Annotated in this window: 7 protein-coding genes; 6 read left to right on the top strand and 1 reads right to left on the bottom strand. The window is 69.8% G+C overall.

Translation table 11 applies throughout. The annotated features are described in order from the left end of the window. Positions 1–65: 65 nt before the first annotated feature. Entirely contained in the window at positions 66–1,244 is a 1,179-nt protein-coding gene (locus tag AB0J66_RS20155; RefSeq protein ID WP_364662561.1) for an acyl-CoA dehydrogenase family protein, read from the bottom strand. Between the two features lie 114 nt (positions 1,245–1,358). Between AB0J66_RS20155 and AB0J66_RS20150 the strand changes: the two genes are divergently transcribed. The 6 genes from AB0J66_RS20150 to AB0J66_RS20125 all read left to right on the top strand — a co-directional run bounded on the left by AB0J66_RS20150 (position 1,359) and on the right by AB0J66_RS20125 (position 18,176). Next, positions 1,359–2,225 (top strand): helix-turn-helix transcriptional regulator, encoded by an 867-nt coding sequence (locus AB0J66_RS20150; protein WP_364662558.1) that lies wholly within the window; start codon positions 1,359–1,361, stop codon positions 2,223–2,225. A 31-nt stretch (positions 2,226–2,256) separates the two neighbouring features. Beyond that, a complete protein-coding gene (locus tag AB0J66_RS20145) occupies positions 2,257–2,598 on the top strand; it encodes a hypothetical protein (RefSeq protein WP_364662555.1) in 342 nt (113 codons plus the stop codon). Positions 2,599–2,604: 6 nt separating this feature from the next. Beyond that, positions 2,605–16,158, top strand: a complete 13,554-nt coding sequence (locus AB0J66_RS20140) for a hypothetical protein (protein WP_364662552.1) — start codon at positions 2,605–2,607, stop codon at positions 16,156–16,158. Positions 16,159–16,298: 140 nt separating this feature from the next. Continuing rightward, positions 16,299–16,967, top strand: a complete 669-nt coding sequence (ribA, locus tag AB0J66_RS20135; RefSeq protein WP_364662549.1) for a GTP cyclohydrolase II — start codon at positions 16,299–16,301, stop codon at positions 16,965–16,967. Positions 16,968–17,007: 40 nt separating this feature from the next. Then, the gene (locus AB0J66_RS20130) at positions 17,008–17,685 is read left to right on the top strand and encodes a dihydrofolate reductase family protein (RefSeq protein WP_364662546.1); all 678 of its coding nucleotides are present in this window, start codon (positions 17,008–17,010) and stop codon (positions 17,683–17,685) included. Continuing rightward, positions 17,682–18,176, top strand: coding sequence for a deaminase (locus AB0J66_RS20125; protein WP_364662543.1), 495 nt, complete (start codon positions 17,682–17,684; stop codon positions 18,174–18,176). The genes AB0J66_RS20130 and AB0J66_RS20125 overlap by 4 nt, the downstream gene beginning before the upstream one ends. The last annotated feature ends 35 nt before the right edge of the window (positions 18,177–18,211 follow it).

The raw sequence follows: 18,211 nt of genomic DNA, 5'->3' as shown, positions 1-18,211 counted from the left end.
ATGGCTCGACAACACTCCCTACAAGGCCTGACCCGGGAGCGAGCACCCCGGCCGCGCTGAAGTGTTCACAGCATCGGCGAGCTCTGCTCCGTCACACCCAGCAAGGCACGGCCGTACGCCTCACGCCCGGCGTCAGCGGCCAGCATCTGATGGCGGGTGGCGACCTCGATGTCACGCCAAAACCTCTGCACCGGCTGGGCGGAGGCGAAGCCGCTAGCTCCGTTGACGTCCAGCAGCAGGCGGACGGCCTCGCGAAGCGCCGTCACGGCGGCCGCCGTGTCCATCCGGATCCGGGCTCGCGCCTCGACGGGCAGGAGACGGCCGGCACGCTGAGCCGCCTCGACGTCGGCGACGGCGCGGGCGGTGTGCAGCCGGGCGGTGTCGACGCGCGAGGCGGCATCGGCGATCGCGAACCGGACGGATGGCGCGTTGCGGGCGTCGCGGTAGACGGTGCCGCCGATCGGCTTGCCCTGCTCGAGCCGTTCCAAGGTGGCGCTCAGCATCCCGGTCCCCATGCCCAGCACCGGGCCCATCATCGCGACGGACAGAAACGGTATCGGCATGGCCTGGTAGATCGGCTCGCCGGGGTGATCGGACGCGTAACCGCCGCTCAGCATCCTTGGCATGGACAGCACCCGATGGGCCGGCACGAACGCGTCCCGCACGACGAAGGTGTGACTGCCGGTCCCCTGCATCCCGGCCACCCGCCACGTGCGCTCCACCACACCGGCCGCCACGGGAATCAGCACCATGCCGTGTTCCGGGACGGCGACGAGCACCCACTGCGCCTCCAGCACCCCGGACAACGGCTGCCACCGCCCGCTCACCGAGAGGCCGCCGGGTACGACCTCGGCGCTCGCGGTGGGGCTGAAGCCACCACAGACCATCGCGTCCGGGCCCGCGCCCCACACGTCGGCGCGTGCCTCGTCGCCCAGGAGCGCGGTGAGATAGGAGCCACCCGAGGCCAGCATGGCCGTCCACGCACTCGCGCCACAGCCACGCCCGAGGCGGTCGAAGACTTCGACGGCCGTCGCGAGGCTGCTCTGCCGGCCGCCCAGCGAGGCCGGCGCGAACAGCGTCAGGAACCCGGCCTCACGCAGCGCGCTGACCACCGCCGCGGCCGGCCTGCCGTTCTCCTCCGCCTCGGCGGCGTGCGCGCTCAACAGTGGGATCAGTTCCTGCGCTCGCGTCACGAGGCCCTCCGCGACCACGTCGCGGGAACCGGCGAGGGTATGAGTCTCCACGAGCCTGTCCTTCCTGGTGTCCGTCGTGTTCCAGCCAAGCGCCGGGCCGGGCCGCGAGGAAGGCAGACCCTTACCTAGGAATGTCATGACCACCTTCGCGCGTACGCTTGCCGGGTGATCCGCAACGAAGCACTCGGCGCTTTTCTCCGCGATCGGCGGAGCCGGGTCGCCCCGGACCGGGTCGGTCTGCCCCTGAGTCACCGGCGGCGGGTGCGCGGGCTGCGCCGTGAAGAGGTCGCCCAACTCGCCGGGCTCAGCGTCGACTACTACGCCCGGTTGGAACAGGGCCGGCAGCCCACCGCGTCGACAGGTGTCCTGCGCAGTGTCGCCCGTGCGCTGTGCCTGACCGATGACGAGCGGCGGCATCTGTTCACGCTCGCGCACGTCGCCGACGAACCCGCGGAAACCGCTTCGGACGCGGGTGAGCAGCAGGTGCGCGATCTGGTCGCGCTGCTGGGGCCGACCCCGGCGATGGTGGTGCGGCCCCTACTCGACGTGGTGTACGCCAATCCGGCCGCCGTCTTCGTGTTCGACGATTTCGCCGCCATGCCCCCCGCCGAGCGCAACGGACTGCGGTGGATGTTGCTCGCTGCCCGCGCGCGTGAGCGCTACGGCGAAGCCTGGGTCGGCGCGGCCACCGAGCTGACCGGGCTCCTGCGCCTGCGGGCCGGGCAACATCCCGACGATCCCCGCCTGGCCGAGGTCACCGCCGAGCTGACCGAGCACAGCGCGCTCTTCCGGCGGCTCTGGCGCGATCAAGCCGTCTCGCAGTGGCGGCACGACCGCAAGAGGCTTTACCACCCCGCTTTCGGCTCAATGGAATTCACCAACGAGTTCCTCACCGTCCAAAGCGCACCGCACCTCAGCGTGATCGTCATGGCGCCGGGTGAGCCGGGACGGTTCGCCACCGCGATGGGGACTGCTCAGGCCGGCCCGAAGGCGACAGCGGACCCCCACGGGGAAAGACGACGTCGCGGGTGAACCGGGGACTTTCCCGCCCGACGTAGCAGGGGTGAGTGAAAGAGTTGTTTCCTTCGACGCCGAGCAGATGCAGCGGCTCGGTCTCGACCGACCGGCCGAGCTGCTGAAAGCGGCCCAGCAGCTCCTCGATCAGCACGCCTCGTTCTCGGTCTTCGACGGCGCGCCCCGTTGCTCGATCGATCACCAGCTCGAGACGATGCTCTCGCAGAACCTGAGCGCCGCCTCGGACGTCATCGCGGCGCTCACCCAGCTCGCCAACGGCGACGTCGATGGCGTGGGCCTGCTGCAAGAGCTTCTCAGCAACAGCGAGGACGTCAACGCGGAGCTGGCCGGGCACGACTCGCACGGCGAGACAGCCGGCCGACGCATCTGATCCCCAATGGCACTCGAGGCGAGCGACGACCTGAACCGGTTCCAGTTCTGGCTGACCGGTGAGCAGTTCCCGAGCGCGAACGAGGATCGTGTCCGCTCTCTGGCTCAGGCGTACCGGGACACGGCGGCCACCATCGACAGCGCGGTGTCGCTGTTCAAAGCCGCCGTCGAGCAGATCCGGTCCGGCGTCTCCGGGCAATCGGAGCAGTCGTTCGCCGAGGCCATGGGCAGTTACACGCGCGAGAACGGCTTGTTGCCGGGGACCGCCAAGTTCGCGCACCGTCTCGGCGACACCATCGACGAGATGGGGACCCAGGTCGAGTACGCCAAGCTGATGATCATTGTCATCCTGGTCGAACTGCTGATCGAGTTCCTGTTCGCGATGGCGGCCGCCTGGCTTTTTCCAGGGATCCTGGCCCAGCTGGCCGCTCGGCTGATCGCCGGCCGATCAATGATCATGTCCTGGTTGATCAAGCTCGGCGTCTCCATCGCCTCGGCCGAACTGTTCGGCATGACGATGCAGGTTCTGATGGATCTGGTCGCGCAGGAGATCCAGATCCAACAGGGCCACCGTAAAAGCATCGACGTCCGCCAAGTCGTGCAAGCTTTGGAGGTCGGAGCGTTCGGCGGGGCGGTCGGGCTGGGAGTCGAGTTCCTCGGCGGCATGGTCGGCCGGCTGGCCCGCGAGATGGGCGTGGCGTTGCCGCACAGTGAGGCCACGCTCGCCGAGCTGATCCCCCACGCCGCGAAAGAGGCCGGTACGGAGGCCTTGGTCGAGGCGTCCTGGGCGCCGATCACCGGCCAGCGTCCGGACCGGACCGACGTGGAGGGGGCCGCGGCCTCGGCCCTGCCCTCCGTCGGGGCCACCTTCGGCGGTAAGCGCGCGGGCCAGTCTCTGCGCCATCTTCCCGTGATCGGTTTCCCGCACCTGACCGGTCACCACGGGGACCAGCACACCGGCGACACCGCACCGGACGACACGGGCGCCGGTGAGGACGGAGAGCTCCTCAAGGACGGCGACGCCCCGCTCACCTCGCTCGGCGGGGGCGTCGCCCCGCTTGCCGTTCCGGCGATGACACCGCTGGATCACCGCAGCGGGGACGGCCCGGCTCCGGGGCCGGCCGACGACCGGCCGAATAACGGCCGGATCGCTGCCGCGGTGGACGAGCCCCGGGCCGTGCCCAAGGTCGTCCACATGGTCTTGTCCGGCTCGGCCACCGTCACGGACGGGCAGCGGGTGAACATCAAAGGGTGGGCCGCCCGCGCGACGGCGGCCGGGTGGACCGCCCGGCTCTGGGCCGACCCGGCGGCCATGTCCGCCAACCCCGACCTGACCGAGCTCGGCGCGGCCGTGTCCGGCTTCGATCCGATGACGATGACCGGCTTCGACCCGGGCTCGACGGCCGGTGTTCCACCGGCATCGGCGGCGACGCCGGCCGCCATGGGTGCCGCGATCCTCGGTGAGCACGGCGGCGCGCTGGTCAGCATCGACGAAGCACCTCAAGACGACCTGACGAGGCAGCCACTCATCATGGGGACTGGTCCGGCCAGTATCCCGTCTGTCGCGGATGAGCGCTCGTCGATCGTGACGTCACCGCCCACCACAGCGGTGCCCACGGGCGATCTAGGGGGGACCGCTGCAACCGCTGTCACGGTGCCCACAGCGATGAGGACACCGAGTACCCAGGCGGACGCTCATCCGGCCGGGCCCGGACCGTCGGTCGCCGAGATCCGCTCGGTCACAGCTCCACGGACGGTGACGACCACCTCGTTCGACGTGAGCGGCGCCGAGGTGACCGCCGCCGGCGCCGCGCCCGTCCCCGCACCCGAGATCGTGCGGGACTCGTACCAGGCAGTCCACCTCGAGCCTCCCCCCGACCGGCCGGTCATCCGCCTCACCCGGGTCGACGGCATCATCGCCTATGATCACCGCGTCATCGAGGCGCCCGGATCGGTCCCGGTTCAGGACTTCACGGTCAAGCTTCACCTCAGGGCAAGCGACGAGGCCGCACGCGGCGCCCTCGACGCCATCAAACAGCGGACCGGGGACGCGGTCGCGGCCACATTCAACCGGGACCTGACGATCGGGCCCGGGCACCGGTTGAACGTCACCGTCGAGTTCACCGACAACCCGGCCGACGCGCACCAGACCGTCGAACTGGTCGACAGCAGACTCCCGTCGACGACGCAGACCCGGTGGTCGACCTCGATCAGCGAGGCGGAGCTCGCCCACGAGATCGGTCACTATCTCGGGCTGCCGGACGAATACGGCCATGCGAGCAATTCCCTCATGACCCTGTCCGACCCGCAGGCGCAGACCGGTCTGCATCCCCGCCATCTCGACAAGATCTCTGAGGTGGCGACCGCCTCGCTGCCCCCCGACCGTGGGAGTCTTCCCGCCGAGCCGCGGCCTCCCCGGGACATCGACGAACCCGGATCGGTGACCCGAGCCGCCCCGCCGGGCCCGCCGCCGAACGCCGGAGCGGGTCCGTCCCGGCTCGGCCCGCCGAGGCCGGACCAGGCCGGCTCCGGCCGATCCCAAGGCTGGAGCGGACCTGAATCGGCCGTGCCGGTCCTTCCGGCCGGCCGGGCGGAGGGCTGGAGCGGCCCCGAACCACCCGGAACTTTCAGCGTGCCCGTCCCCCCGGTACCTCCCCGCCATGCTCCCGGGCCGCCGTCCGGATCCTGGTCGAGGTCGCGGATGGCCCGATCGGCTGTCTCCCTGGCCCGAAGGCAAGGGAGCACCGCGGGCGCGAACTCCACGGCACCGGGGTCGTCGCTGCGGGGACTCGGCAACCGTTTCGCCAGTACGGAGCAGGTGAACGCGAGTTCGAGCGACGTCAGCCGCTCCCGCCAGTGGCGTGATCGGGTGGGTATCGCGATGAACCAGTTCGCGACGCGTCGAGAGTCCAGAGTCGCGTTCGCACCCCCCACCGTCCATGTCGCCGTCACCGTCGACCGGTCGGCGGAACCGCTGCCGCCGGGAGTCGGTCCCACCGCGCCGTCCGGGACCAGCGTCTGGCGTCACTCGCGCATCCGCGGTCTCCTCGGGCTGAACTCCCCCTCGCATCCGGCCCGGACCACGGACGCCACGACGATGGCGCCGGCCGCGCCCACCACGACGCCGGTGACTGCACCCGCCGCCGTGAGGTGGAACGAGGTGTTCGCCGGACTGACGTCCAGCGACAGCGAGGAACGCGCATACCAGGCGCTGGCTGTGCTCCATGGGGGGAGCCGACCCGGCGGACCGGCGGGGCGGCAATCGTGGACAGACCGGCTCGCCGAGAGTCTGCACGGCGAGTTCCGGCGCCATGACCTGCGGAAGCTGAGCTCACTCCCGCACGGCGCCGTGACGGCGATCAGGCTCCGCAAAGACGGGCGGTATCACGTCCGGCTGGTCGAACACTCCGACTCCGGCCTCCTCGTGATCGATCCCGCGCCCGGCCTTCACCGGCCGATCAGAATGGGGTGGCCGGACACCGAAGGCAGCGGCCAATTGATCACCCGGGCCAACGGAGAGCTGGGCTACCTGCGGCCGGCCACAGGGACGTCGCCGTCGGGCCCGGCCGAGCGGCTTCGCGGCGGCGACGGTCGCCGGTTCCGGTTGCCGCGCCCAAGCTGGCCCGATGCGTGGTCCAGGCCGGCGCGGCTCCACCAGTGGGACAGCGGCCGCCCCGGCCGGCTGCACGAACTGCGGTACCTCGTCGATCCCCGGCCCGATGTCCTTCACGTACCCGGCGCCGGCCACACTGGCGCGCCCAGACCTCGCCGTCGCCGCGGGCCGGGCCTGACGGGCAGCTCGTGGCAACGCCTGCGCCGAATCATTCCGCGTCTGCCGCAGACGCGATCACCACAGCGCGGCGAGACGGTGGTCCCGCTCTCCCGTTCGGTATGGCGCTTCATCAGCGGCCCCACGCGGCACCGGTCGGCACCAGCCGGCTTCAGCACCGAGCACCCGAACATCACGTTGACCGTGTGGACGGACATGGTTACCGCCGGCGACGATGGTCAACCGCACGCACGATCCAACCGGTTCAGCAGTGTGCCGCCGATCCACCCGTTGTCGGGGGCGCTGAGGCGAGTCTCGCGCCTTCTCAATCGGGACTCGCCGACGCGCGAGACCGTCGTCGAGATCCGAGTCGAAGGTTCCGGCCCGGATCGTTCGCCGGCCGATGTGGTGGTGGACGGGGACTCAAGCGACGGGAGTGAGGACACCGACGAGCCCATCAGCTTCCGCGGCGGATTCGATGATGCCGACAGCAGCGACTCCGAGCTCGGTCCCCCACTCGGCCGTTTCGTCGTGTCCGCGGCGGCTCTCGACGGCCGCGAGCCGGCCGGCCTGGAGGGGCTCACGCGGACGATCGCCGGCTTCGCCGTTGACGACGACGAAGCCGTGGAACTGTACGTCACCGGCGAGGACCAACTCGTCACTACGCTCCTCGACACGGTCATGCCGGACATCAGAAGTCACCTGGACGCGGAGAACTTGCCCCCGCATCGCGTGGCCGTGCGCGTCCTGCCCTCCGTGACGTCCGGGACCGGTCCCGCGGTCACGATCTCGGTACGCCGGCAGGACGACACGACCCATCTGGAATTCGGGCGGTCGAAGGCCTTCGCCAATCTGGTGGACGCGGTCAACCGCGTGCTGGAAGAGCAGAACCGCACGGCGTCGCCGGCTCACATCCACAGCTCGTTCGTGATACGGACACCTCATGGCGACGCGGCCGAGGTCGCGGACGCCATCGCGAGCGACATCGCGGCCGGCTCCGACGACGTGGACGTGACCGGGCGTCCCGATCCCCGCCGCCAGTTGCGCCTTTTCCGGGGTGACCCGACGTGGCGGGCATCGTGGCGGAGCTGGGTGACCACCAACGTGGCCACGACGATGCTCGACCAGCTCCGGCCTGGCTCGGCCACCATCGTCACCTGGCCGGACGGCTCCGCCCGGGTGGTCGACCGCCTCGACTCAGCTCAACCCGCCCAAGCGTTCTTCGCCATGTACGACCACACGGGTGGAGGGCGTCGCGGGCAGTTCCGGGGGATCTTCTCCCTGCGAGGTTCCTTCTTCGGCACCGCAGCCGTCCCCGACGGGCTGCTCGCTCACGTCATCGTCGGCTCAACAGCCGAACGGGTCACCAGCGGCCCGACCGCCGAACCGGCGTATTCCCTGGGCGAACGGGAGCGGGCGTACCGGCTGCGCGAGCGCGAGCGAGTCGACGAGGACGGGTACCCGCTGAGGCTGGACGTCGTCCGGCTGCCGGACCTGCTCGGGTTGCTGCCGGAAGGCGGTCGCGCCCTGGTCGTCCGGCCCGGCGCCGAGCCGGCGACGGGCGAACCGCTGGCGGTCGAACGTCGCGGCGGTGACATCTTCCCGCTCCGGGACGATGGCCACGCTCCGGTATTGCCGCTGGATCTGAACGACGCCTTTGGCGGCCTTCGACGAGGTGTAGGTGTGCTTCGCCTGGGCAACGGAGAGCTCTGGAGCTCAAGCGACACCTCGGTAGAGCCTTTCCGGACCGGCACCGGGCGACCGGAGCCTCAGCCGGCGCTGAACGGCGGCCTCGGCCGCCCGCGAAGGAACCGTCCGTCCGTGGGCTTCAGCCGCAACGACCGGTTCGCGATCATCGCCTCCGAGGGCAGAGGACGACGCCCTCGAAACGCCCGGGCCAAGCCGCCCATCGAGCTCCAAATCATCGACGGCCCGGTGATCGACGGCTCGGTGATCGAGATCGATCCGGCCGGCGAGCACCCTGAGCCCACCGTCGCGGCCGTCGACGACCTCGCACGCGGGCTTGTCGACCGAGCCGCGACCAGGGGGCCGGTGGAGATCCGGATCGGCATTCCCCGCACCGACGACCAGGGACACGCGTCGGCCCTTCGCCAGGCACAGACCGTCCTCGAAGCGCTCATGCCGGCCGTTGGGGCTCACCTGGGCGAGTACCCGGGCCTGGCACCGCACGCCGTCAGCGTCTGGTTGACCGAACCACACCAGGTCCCCGACACGGTGGTCCTCACGATCGCCGACCAGCCGGCGCTCGCGGGCGCGGAGGAGGGGCCAGACCTGGCCGACCGGGTCAACGAGCTGTTGAGCGGGGTCAATCAGATCACGTCGCCGGCGCGCATCCTCGCCATGGCCCGCCGGTGGCCGCCGGCGTCGACCGTCGACGCCATGGACCGACTTGCGCACACGATCGCCGGTGACCTCATCGCAGGCATCGGCGAGCCGGCCCAGCAGCCCGTTGAGGGCGCTGCCGCCACGCGCTCAGCACGCGGTCCGGGCGACGTCTTCTCTCCCCAGCGGATGTCCGAGCACGCGATCAACCTCTTCACGCGAGCACTTCCCACACTCGCCCCCGGCTCGGAACGCCCGACCCTGTCGACCTGGATCGAGCAGGCTCAGGCGGTCAGCCGGCCGGACGGCCAGGCGGCGGACTGCCTACCACTCGCCTGGGCGGCTTACATGGTCCGGTACGGGCGCACCGGTAACCACCCGGTTCACGACGCGATCATCCGTCCTCGACTGAACGACTTCACCGAGGCGCTGGGCGCGACGTTCGCGCCGATTCCGTCTCCGGACGACCTGGTGCAGCGGTTGAACGACGAGGTCGGCAGCGCGGCACTGGTGTGGGAACGGACGGACCGGTCCCACCTGTTCTGGCTGATGTCCGGCGAGGCCGGTGTCCGGGTCGTCGATCCGCAGGATCCCGCGGCGCCGGAGGTGTACGAGTACGGGGAGGCCTCGAACCTGCCCTGGTCGGTCGCCCTGAGGGCGGCGGACAGCACCGTTGTCGTGGTCGACCGGGACGGGCGCCCCGTGAGCTCCGCCGGCTCCCGGGGCACCCGTTCGGTCTCGGCCCTGCTCGATCGGGTCATCCCCGCTCATCCCGGATCCTCGAACGCCGGCGGGCACGCCGATCCGGCTGTAGCGACCCCCGCTCCCGCTCGCCCGGTACCGCCCCCGCGGACGGTGCGCGAGTTGACGGCGAACGGTGTTCACATCATCGAGCCCGAACCGGACAGTGTGCTCGGGGGAACACCGCGGACGGGCCGCGCGCTGGACGGCGCCTACGCCGAGGCACCCCGGCTCGCTCACCATGTGTACGTCGGTGGGTACACCGCCCGGGATGGTGTCTCGGCCCGGGGCGAATCGGGGGGCGTCCTGCCGGCCGATCGGCTGATCAACGGGGTGTTGCCGTTCTCCGCCGACGACCTGATCGACGACGCGGCCCTCCACCCTGTCGAGAGCCGGCGGATTCTGGTCCTCGACCTGTTCGGGCCGAATGCCGGCCAGGTCGCGGAAGAATTCGCGGATGCCATCGTCGAGGCGCGGCTGGAGGGACTTCCGGCACCGTACGGGCTCGTCTTCCGGGAACACCTCAGCAGCACCACCAGCGCCGTCTGGTCCGTCGCCGACCTGAGGACCGGCGAACCCGGGAGCAGCCACGAGAGCCTGGAAGCGGCGCTGACCGTGGCCCAGAACAGCGACCACGGCGTCTGGCCGATCAACGTGGCCGACGAGGCTCGGGCCGTGATCGAAGGCCGGTTGAGTGTCCGGCCGGGAGTGAGCATGGCAACGGTTGCTCAACTGATCGGCCGGGCCATGCCGGTCGTCCCCGAGTACAGTGCCGGCTTCGACCGGCCATCGACCGACACGATGCTGGAGACGCTGCACGTACCGGTCGCCCCGAACGCTACCGCGCTGACGACCAAGGAAGCGGCCCGCACGTGGGTGCAGGCCCAGGCCGTACGCCCGGTCGTCCCGCCGACCGCCCGGACGATCGCGGTGAGGCTGGGCCTGGGACTCGAGGCTCTCACCCGTCACCTGCCGCCGGCGCCTGACCGTCCGGCCCTGGATGTGGCGATCGTCCGCGCGGAAGGCGGTGGCCGGGACAACGGGATCTGGGTCAACCGCATGCGCGTCGGCTCCGAGATCGTCCACGCCGCGGTCCGGCTGCCGGGCATGCCGTTGGAGCAGCTCTTCCGGCTTACCGGCGAGGTGGCCGGGCGGCTCACCGTCGAGCCGGGCGTCGTCGCGGGTGACCGGATCCGGTCCAGCGTTGACGGCCGGTGGTACACCGCCTCGGAGATGGCCGCCACGTTGACTCCGACCGACATCGTGCCCGCGGTGCTCCTCACGCGCCCGTACGCCGAGGAGCCGGCCTCGTTCGTCCGGGAACTGTCCCACTCCGCGGTCGTCATATCCTTTCATCTGCCGGAGGAGTCCGCCCGATCGAGCGGATGGGTGATGTTCCGGCACGGCGTTCCGCTCGAGCGCTTCTCCGGCATCCGCCGGGGGTTACGGAACGCTCTCTCCGCCCTCCGTCACGGCGATGCCGAGTTCGCCGTGCATGACGGCGACTTCCTGCAGGATTCCCGGTCCGTCCCGCTCGTTCCGGCCGGCGCGGGGCCCGGGGAGCGCGTCGTACTGGTCACCCAGGAGCATGATCAGGGCGGGCACCCGTTCCTCGACGACTTGTCCGAGCGGGCAACGGTCATCTCGTTCACGCGTCACGAGACCCAGATCCGGCGGGGCGGTGACGTCGTCCTGAGAACAGGAGTCCCGACGTCTGTCCTCGGTGCCCTAGCAACAGCACGGGAGCTGCCCTCCGCCCTGATGGCCGAAGAGGGTCAGGTGGACGACAACGGTTGGTACATAGCACCTGACGGAGAGAGTTTCTCCCTCAACAGGTTCGTCGATACCCGTCTTTCCGCGGACGGTTCCCCTGCGGCCATCGTTTTCAGCCGGGAGGCGAACAGCGAAGAGCAGACGGCGTTCATGAGCAAGCTGTCCGCTTACGTCGTCGTCGTGGCGCCGGTCGCCGAACTCGACAGCACCATGCAGTTGCGACACGGATGGCGAGTCTGGTCGGCGGAGGCTCTCTTCGCCCATACGGAAGGATGGGACGGTCTCGCTCAGGCTCTGCGTGCCGCGCGCGCGATCTCGGAGCGCGTGCACCTGGAGACGCGCGACGGTTCCAGTGATCTGCTCGATCTGGATGCCGACGAGTACGCCCGCGAACTGCCTCCGGACAAAGATGTCGTCGTCTTCTTCACCGAGATGGACAGTGACGACACGGAGGCACTCGAACTCATCGACCGGGCCTCGCAGCACCGGACGATCGTGGTGTCGGTCGCGTCGGACGACGACTTGGCTTACCGTGTAGTCACAGCCGGGCGCTCAACGGAATATGAGGAGCTACCGGCCGTTTCCCGTGCTTTGTTCCAGGATGAGCCGGACACCCTCGGGCCCGACATCGCCGAGGCCGTCGGGCAACTGCGCGAGTCACCCGACCTGCCCGCGAACGATGACAACGTCCTGGTAGTGCGTCGCGAGTGGGATGACGCCGGCCGATCACCGGCGGATCTGGTACGAGGCGTCATCGCGAACCCCCCCGATCCCGCTTCCGTCATCGTGTCCTTGATGCGGCATCACCCCAGTGGCTTGCTCCAGCTGGCGGATCGAAGCCCTGGACCGTTCGATGTTGAGGTCTCTGTACCCAGCCGTTTCGTTCGCATTTTCGAGAGCCAGTCCGACGGCGGGGCCGCCGCCGAGACGGTGCACTTCGTCGATGTGGCCGCCATGGCCGCGGCCGGGGCAACCCTCAAGGACGGTGTATTCGTCGTCCCGGAATCCTCGCCGGTCAGCGCCGAGGGGCTGATCGCCGACATCCTGGGTCAGGACGGCTCGACCGGTGACAGCGACCGGGCCGAATCTCTCTTCCGCCGGCTGCTGCCCCCGGACGCGCGACCTGTCACCGGCCCCACCGACGGTGCTGGCTGGGCTCGGCCAATCGAAGCGACCTTCCGCTCGGCCACGGCCGCGACGCTCGATCAACTGGCGCCCGAAGCGGTCACCCTGGTCCGGATCGGCGAGCGGCTGCGCCTGGCTGTCGGCCGTACCGATGATCGGGCTCCGCTGATCCTCGACCTGTCGGCCGCCCTCGCGACCGATCCGCCGCACCGGGAAAGCGGCATCGAGGCGCTTCTGGATCCGACCGGCCGGTTGGCCCAAGTCGATCTGCGGTATCACCCGAGTACTCTGCTCACCTCCCGTCCGCCCCGCGACCACGCCGGTGCCCCACCCGCCCGGGGACCCGATCAGGACCCGCTGCCGCCGTACGTCCCCGCTCTCTCGGCCGGCACGGTCGTGGACCGGATCCGCGTGCTCGACCGGCGCGGGACGGGGACTAGCGACGACGTCGCCGACCTGGGCGCCGCGCCCGACGCCATCCTGCGGAGCATTTTCGAGGACCTGCCGGGCGCCGCGGAGATGACGGCGGAGGAGGCGGCCCTCCGTGTCGTCGACGACTACCGCCGGTGGCGGGACACCTTGCGGGAGCAGGTCGCCGCCGGGCTCGGCGACATCCGGCCGGACCTGGCGAACGTCACCCTGTACGTCGATCACGTGGTCCGGACGATTCCACGCCTCAACCGCTTCTCGGGCTTCACCGGACCGGCCGATCCCGGTCACGGGGTGACGACCGCCCTGGTGAGCGAAGTGGTGGCCGCCGTTGCTCAGTTCTCCGACCAGGTGGCGCAAGCTCAGCAGTGGCACCCTGACGTTCCGGCCGACCTTCTTCTCCACCTCACGCTGAAAGACAGCCGGAACCTGCGGCGGACCACCGAGGACATGGCCGCCTTCCTGACGAGCGCCTACGCGGACTGGCGGCAGAGAACCTTGTCGTTCATCAAGGACCGGGCGCTGTCGCTGCTTTTCGCCGGCGTCGACGACCCCGAGAATGTTTTCGACGCGGCGCTGACCAGTCTCGTGGTACGGCCCGATCCGTATCTCGTCAGCAATCCTCGGTTCCCCGTATTCACTCGAATGAATGAAGTGCACCGAGCTCGCCGGCTCGAGCGGTTGTCTCAGCTGGCCGACCGGGCGGGCGGCGACCGCCCGGTCACGACCGAGGACCAGGTCGATGATCTGAACTCCTGCATCACCCGGTTGACCGAGATGTTCCGGCTCACCCACCCTGGCCGCCAGGCGATCGTCGCCGCCGCCGGCTCCGTCGACGATGCGGTGTTCGACGGACGGCAGACCGCGGCCCTGATCGGTGGCGCCCGTCCCGTCGAGTACGGTTCCTGGCCGCGGTTGGAGACCGCGATGCGCACCACGGGGGCGGACATGGCACTCGTGCTGGTCCGGCGCCGTCGGGGCATGGGCCACGCGGTCATGGCCAGCCAGATCCGGGGAGCCGGAGTCGTGTACACCGATCTGCATCGTCCCTCGGGCCGGCGAGTACTCGGCTCCGAGGAGCGTCCGGCGATCGCTCACGTCGGGATCGCGGCCGTGCTGCTCGACGAGCGAGGCCGGGAGATCCGCCCCGAAGGACGTCCGGACCGGTCCGTCATGGCCGACACCGTGGATGCGTTGCTCGACCCGGCCGCGGATCACCGATACGGCTTCGGCGGCCCGGACGCCGCGTACCCCGCCGGCCCGCATCCCACCGCCATCGCCGACATGACGGACACGCCGCCCGTGGTGAGCATGTCGATGAGCCAAGTCGGCGAAATGGTACGGATGCTCACCAGCACGCTTCGCCGATCCGTCCGGAGCGAGCCGTCGTACCACCCGGCCCGCGCACTGATCGACGGCTCCGAGCTCGTCACGGATTTCTACGCCGGCGAGAGCGCGCAGGCGTTGACCTACCTCACGCTGCTCTACCTGGACGTGGCGTCGGTCTTCGCCACTCCGGAGCCGCAGGACCAGCATGAGGAGGATCTGTGGCGTCCCCTCATCCGGCCGGCTGTCTCCTTCGAGCAGCTGTGGGGGTCACTCGACGACACCGCGCGAGGTGAGCTGTCCGAGGCGAGCCTCCTGGACACGGTCGCCGACCACTTCAGCGACGTTCTCGACCTTGCGGACGAGCGGGAGGAGATCGCCCTCTACATCGAGGGCGCACTGGGCCCGGAGACGGTCAACCGGTCCGCGGCCGCGGAATTCCAGCTGTCGACCTCCATGGCCGGCCGGATGGCTGCCGCCGTGGCCGGTCATCACCGGGACCTCCCGGCGATCGCCTATGCCCTGGACACGCTGGACGCCGCCGGGTCCCGCTGGGCCTCGTCCCGGGCAGCCGCGTCCTTGTTCAGCGCTCTGGCCTCGCCCGGGTCCGGATTCGACACCGCCTTGTACGAGTCCCTGCACTCCCTACGGCACGAACTGTCGATCCGGGTGTCCGGCGACAGTCCGGCGCTGCCGGAAATCGACGCCGCCGTCGAGGAGATGACCGGTCAACGTCCACGACCTGATGCTCTCCTCGATGCGCGACTGGTCCTGGCTGAGCTACGGAACAGATGGGCGGCCGGTGACATCCGCGCCGCCGATGCCGGCATCGTGCACGAACTCGTGCGGACTCTCGACGCCGGAGCAGCCGACGACGGGCCGGCGACCACCGACCTCCTCCATGACATGGCCGTCGCACTACGGCAGGGCGCCGGCGGTGACCTACGGCGCGCTGACTCCCGGGCGGCCGAGAGCCTTCGCGCGGTCGAGAGCCAACGCGACTGGCTGAGGCTGAGCGCGGTTGCTGACGTCAGCCCCGACCGCTTGCTTCAGCTGACCGTCGGGACGGTCGATCAGGCCATTTACCATGGTCACTCGTCGTGGCTGTCCCAGGAGTCCCTGGGCGGGTTCACCAACGCCCACGGTTTGCTGCGTGCCTTCGTGGGCCCACCGGCTGCCGGCGTTTCCCGGTACGGCATGGTGTCCTCGCTGCTGGAACACTTGATGAGCGCCGAGCGAACGGGGAACGAGACGGACCGCCCGCCGGCCGTCGTGATCGGCGATGCGAAACGGGTCGCGTCTCTGTTGGCCTTCGACGGAGCCACTCAGGCGCTGACCAGCATCCGGCAGCGACGCGGCGAGGCTCCTTCGTCGGTGACGCCGACCTATTGGCATTTCGCGACGGCATCACCCTCGCGCCGGCTGGATCTCGTCACCACGCTGATCGCGCATATCGCCCGATACCGGTACCGCACCCACCAGGAGGGTCTGGACGCCGCTCTACCCTTGGCCGACCTGGCCATCGCCCTGAGCGTGCAGGCCCGGCCCGACGACGGCATCCGCGGGCAGCTCGAAGGCGCGATCACGGCCTTCGGCCGGGCCCGCTCGGAGTGGGCGTTCACCCTGGACGACAACGACACACCCTTCATCAATGCCCTCGTCCGGGTCTTGGACCAACCGGCCGGCCTCCGCCGGGGGCCGCTCATCGACCTGCTCATGACGATGATCGACGAGGTCCGCGATCCGTCGCGCCATCCTCGGCCATCGGGAACGGAGGAGGCCCAGCCCCGGGAACGGCAGCAGTGGACCCGGCAAGCGCGCAGAGCTCTGGCCGGCCAGCGCGCCCGGCTCGAATCGCTGCACGCGGTTCTCGTGAACGAGCATCTCGACGCGGAACTCGCCACCGGTGTCGGCTGGGCGCCGACCGACGAACCCGGCTCCCCCGGCAGCAGTACGCCGAGCCAGGACGGGGAGCGAACCCCGCGAGCGGGCGGATCCGGCCTGAGCTGGGGAGGACAGGAAGACATACATCACGAGATTGAACCGAAAATTTAGTTGCAGCTACAACTAGCATGCTTTACGGTCTTGGTTGTAGGTACAAGTAATAGCAAGCAAGACATCGTCGGACCCAACGGCTCATGCCTATCGGGTCGGTGTCGGTGAAGTTGACAATCTTGGAGATCAGCATGGCGGTCATGACCAGTGGAACGGACCCGCTCGTGGCGTCGGCAGCAACAGCGCGGACGCAAGTCACCGTGCCGCTGAAGTTTTCCGACGGGTATGCCACCACGGCGCAGGTGTTCACCTTTCACGGACTGGCCGACGGCCGGGAGCACCTGGCGCTCGGTCTCGGTGATTGGCGCGGGGCCCTCGACCGGAGCGCCGGGGGAGGTGTGGCGCCGCTGGTGCGTCCGCACAGCGAGTGCCTGACCGGTGATGTATTCGGTTCCCAGCGGTGCGACTGCGGTCCGCAGCTTCGTGAGGCGGCCGAGCGGATCACCGATGCCGGCGGCTTCCTGCTCTATCTGCGCCAGGAGGGCCGGGGCATCGGCCTGTACGCCAAGCTCGACGCCTACGCTCTGCAGGACACCGGCTTGGACACCTATGAGGCCAATCTGGCGCTCGGCCACGGTGAGGACGAGCGCGACTACACCGCGGCGGCTCAGATGCTGCTCTCCCTGGGCGCCCATCGGATCAGGTTGCTGAGCAACAACCCGGACAAGGCGACGCAGCTCGGCGCGCTCGGTGTGCGGGTCACTGACCGGGTCCCCACCGCGGTTCACGTGTCAACCGCCAACGTCCGGTACCTGTCGGCCAAGGTCACCCATACCCACCACACCATCGCCCTGCCGCTGGCCGGCTGATCACTGCGGTCCGGCCGGCAAAGTATCCGAAAGGGCAGACATGAATCGTCCGTATGTGCTCCTGAGCTGGGCCATGTCCGTCGACGGGTATCTGGACGACGCCAGCTCCGAGCGTCTGCTGCTGTCCAACGCACAGGACTTCGACCGCGTCGATGAGGTGCGGGCGGGGTCCGACGCCATCCTCGTCGGCGCGACCACTGTCCGGCGAGACGACCCCCGCCTGCTGGTGAACTCCGCCGAGCGACGAGCAGCACGGGCGGCCGACGCACGACCACCCCACCCGGTGAAGGTCACTGTCACCGGCAGTGGCCTGGACTCGTCGTTCACGTTCTTCCACACCGGCGGTGAGAAGCTGGTCTACTGCTCCACGGCCGCCGCCGAGAAGACGCGCGCCGAGCTGGACGGCCTGGCCACCGTCGTCGACGGGGGCGACCCCGTCGACCTCGGCACCGTACTGGACGACCTCGGTGATCGGGGCATTCGTCGGCTCATGGTCGAAGGGGGCGCCCGGATGCACACGCAGTTCCTGACGCAGAACCTCGCCGACGAGTTGCATGTGGCCATGGCGCCGTTCTTCGTCGGCGACACCGGGGCCCCTCGTTGCGTGAACGCGGGAACCTTCCCGCAGGACAGCGCGCATCGGATGAGACTTGAGGAAGTTCGGCAGACCGGCGATGTCGTGCTCGCGCGCTACCTCACCAAGCCCGTGACCACATGAGCCAGGCGACCGCAGCCGGCTGCCAGAGCACGGGCACCGCAGATGATCGCCGATGGATGCGCCGCGCCATCGATCTCGCGTACCGGTGCCCCCGGTCGACGACCGCCTACGCGGTCGGAGCAGTGATCGTCGGCCAGGACGGTACCGAGACCGCCCACGGCTACTCCCGCGAAAACGACCCGCACGTACACGCCGAGGAGTCCGCCCTCGCGAAAGTGCCCGATGATCCGCGGCTGTCCACCGCCACCCTCTACAGCACGCTGGAGCCCTGCTCGCACCGCCGGAGCCGGCCGGACGCGCCATGTGCCCAGCTCATCATCAGGGCCGGCATCCGGCGGGTCGTCATCGCCTGGCGGGAACCCGCACTGTTCGCCACCTGCGAGGGAGTAACGCTCCTGACCGGGGCCGGGGTGGAGATCGTGGAGCTTCCCGATCTCGCCGAGATGGCTCAGCGACCGAACTCGCACCTGAACTTGTGGGCCGGGCCGTAGGCCTCGTGAGGTGACGTGGCGGCCGCTGTCGGCCG

It is taken from the genome of Actinoplanes sp. NPDC049598 (genome assembly GCF_040675435.1).
In the GTDB taxonomy this organism is placed as follows: Bacteria; Actinomycetota; Actinomycetes; order Mycobacteriales; family Micromonosporaceae; genus Actinoplanes.
This window is presented reverse-complemented; position numbering and strand designations above follow the sequence as displayed.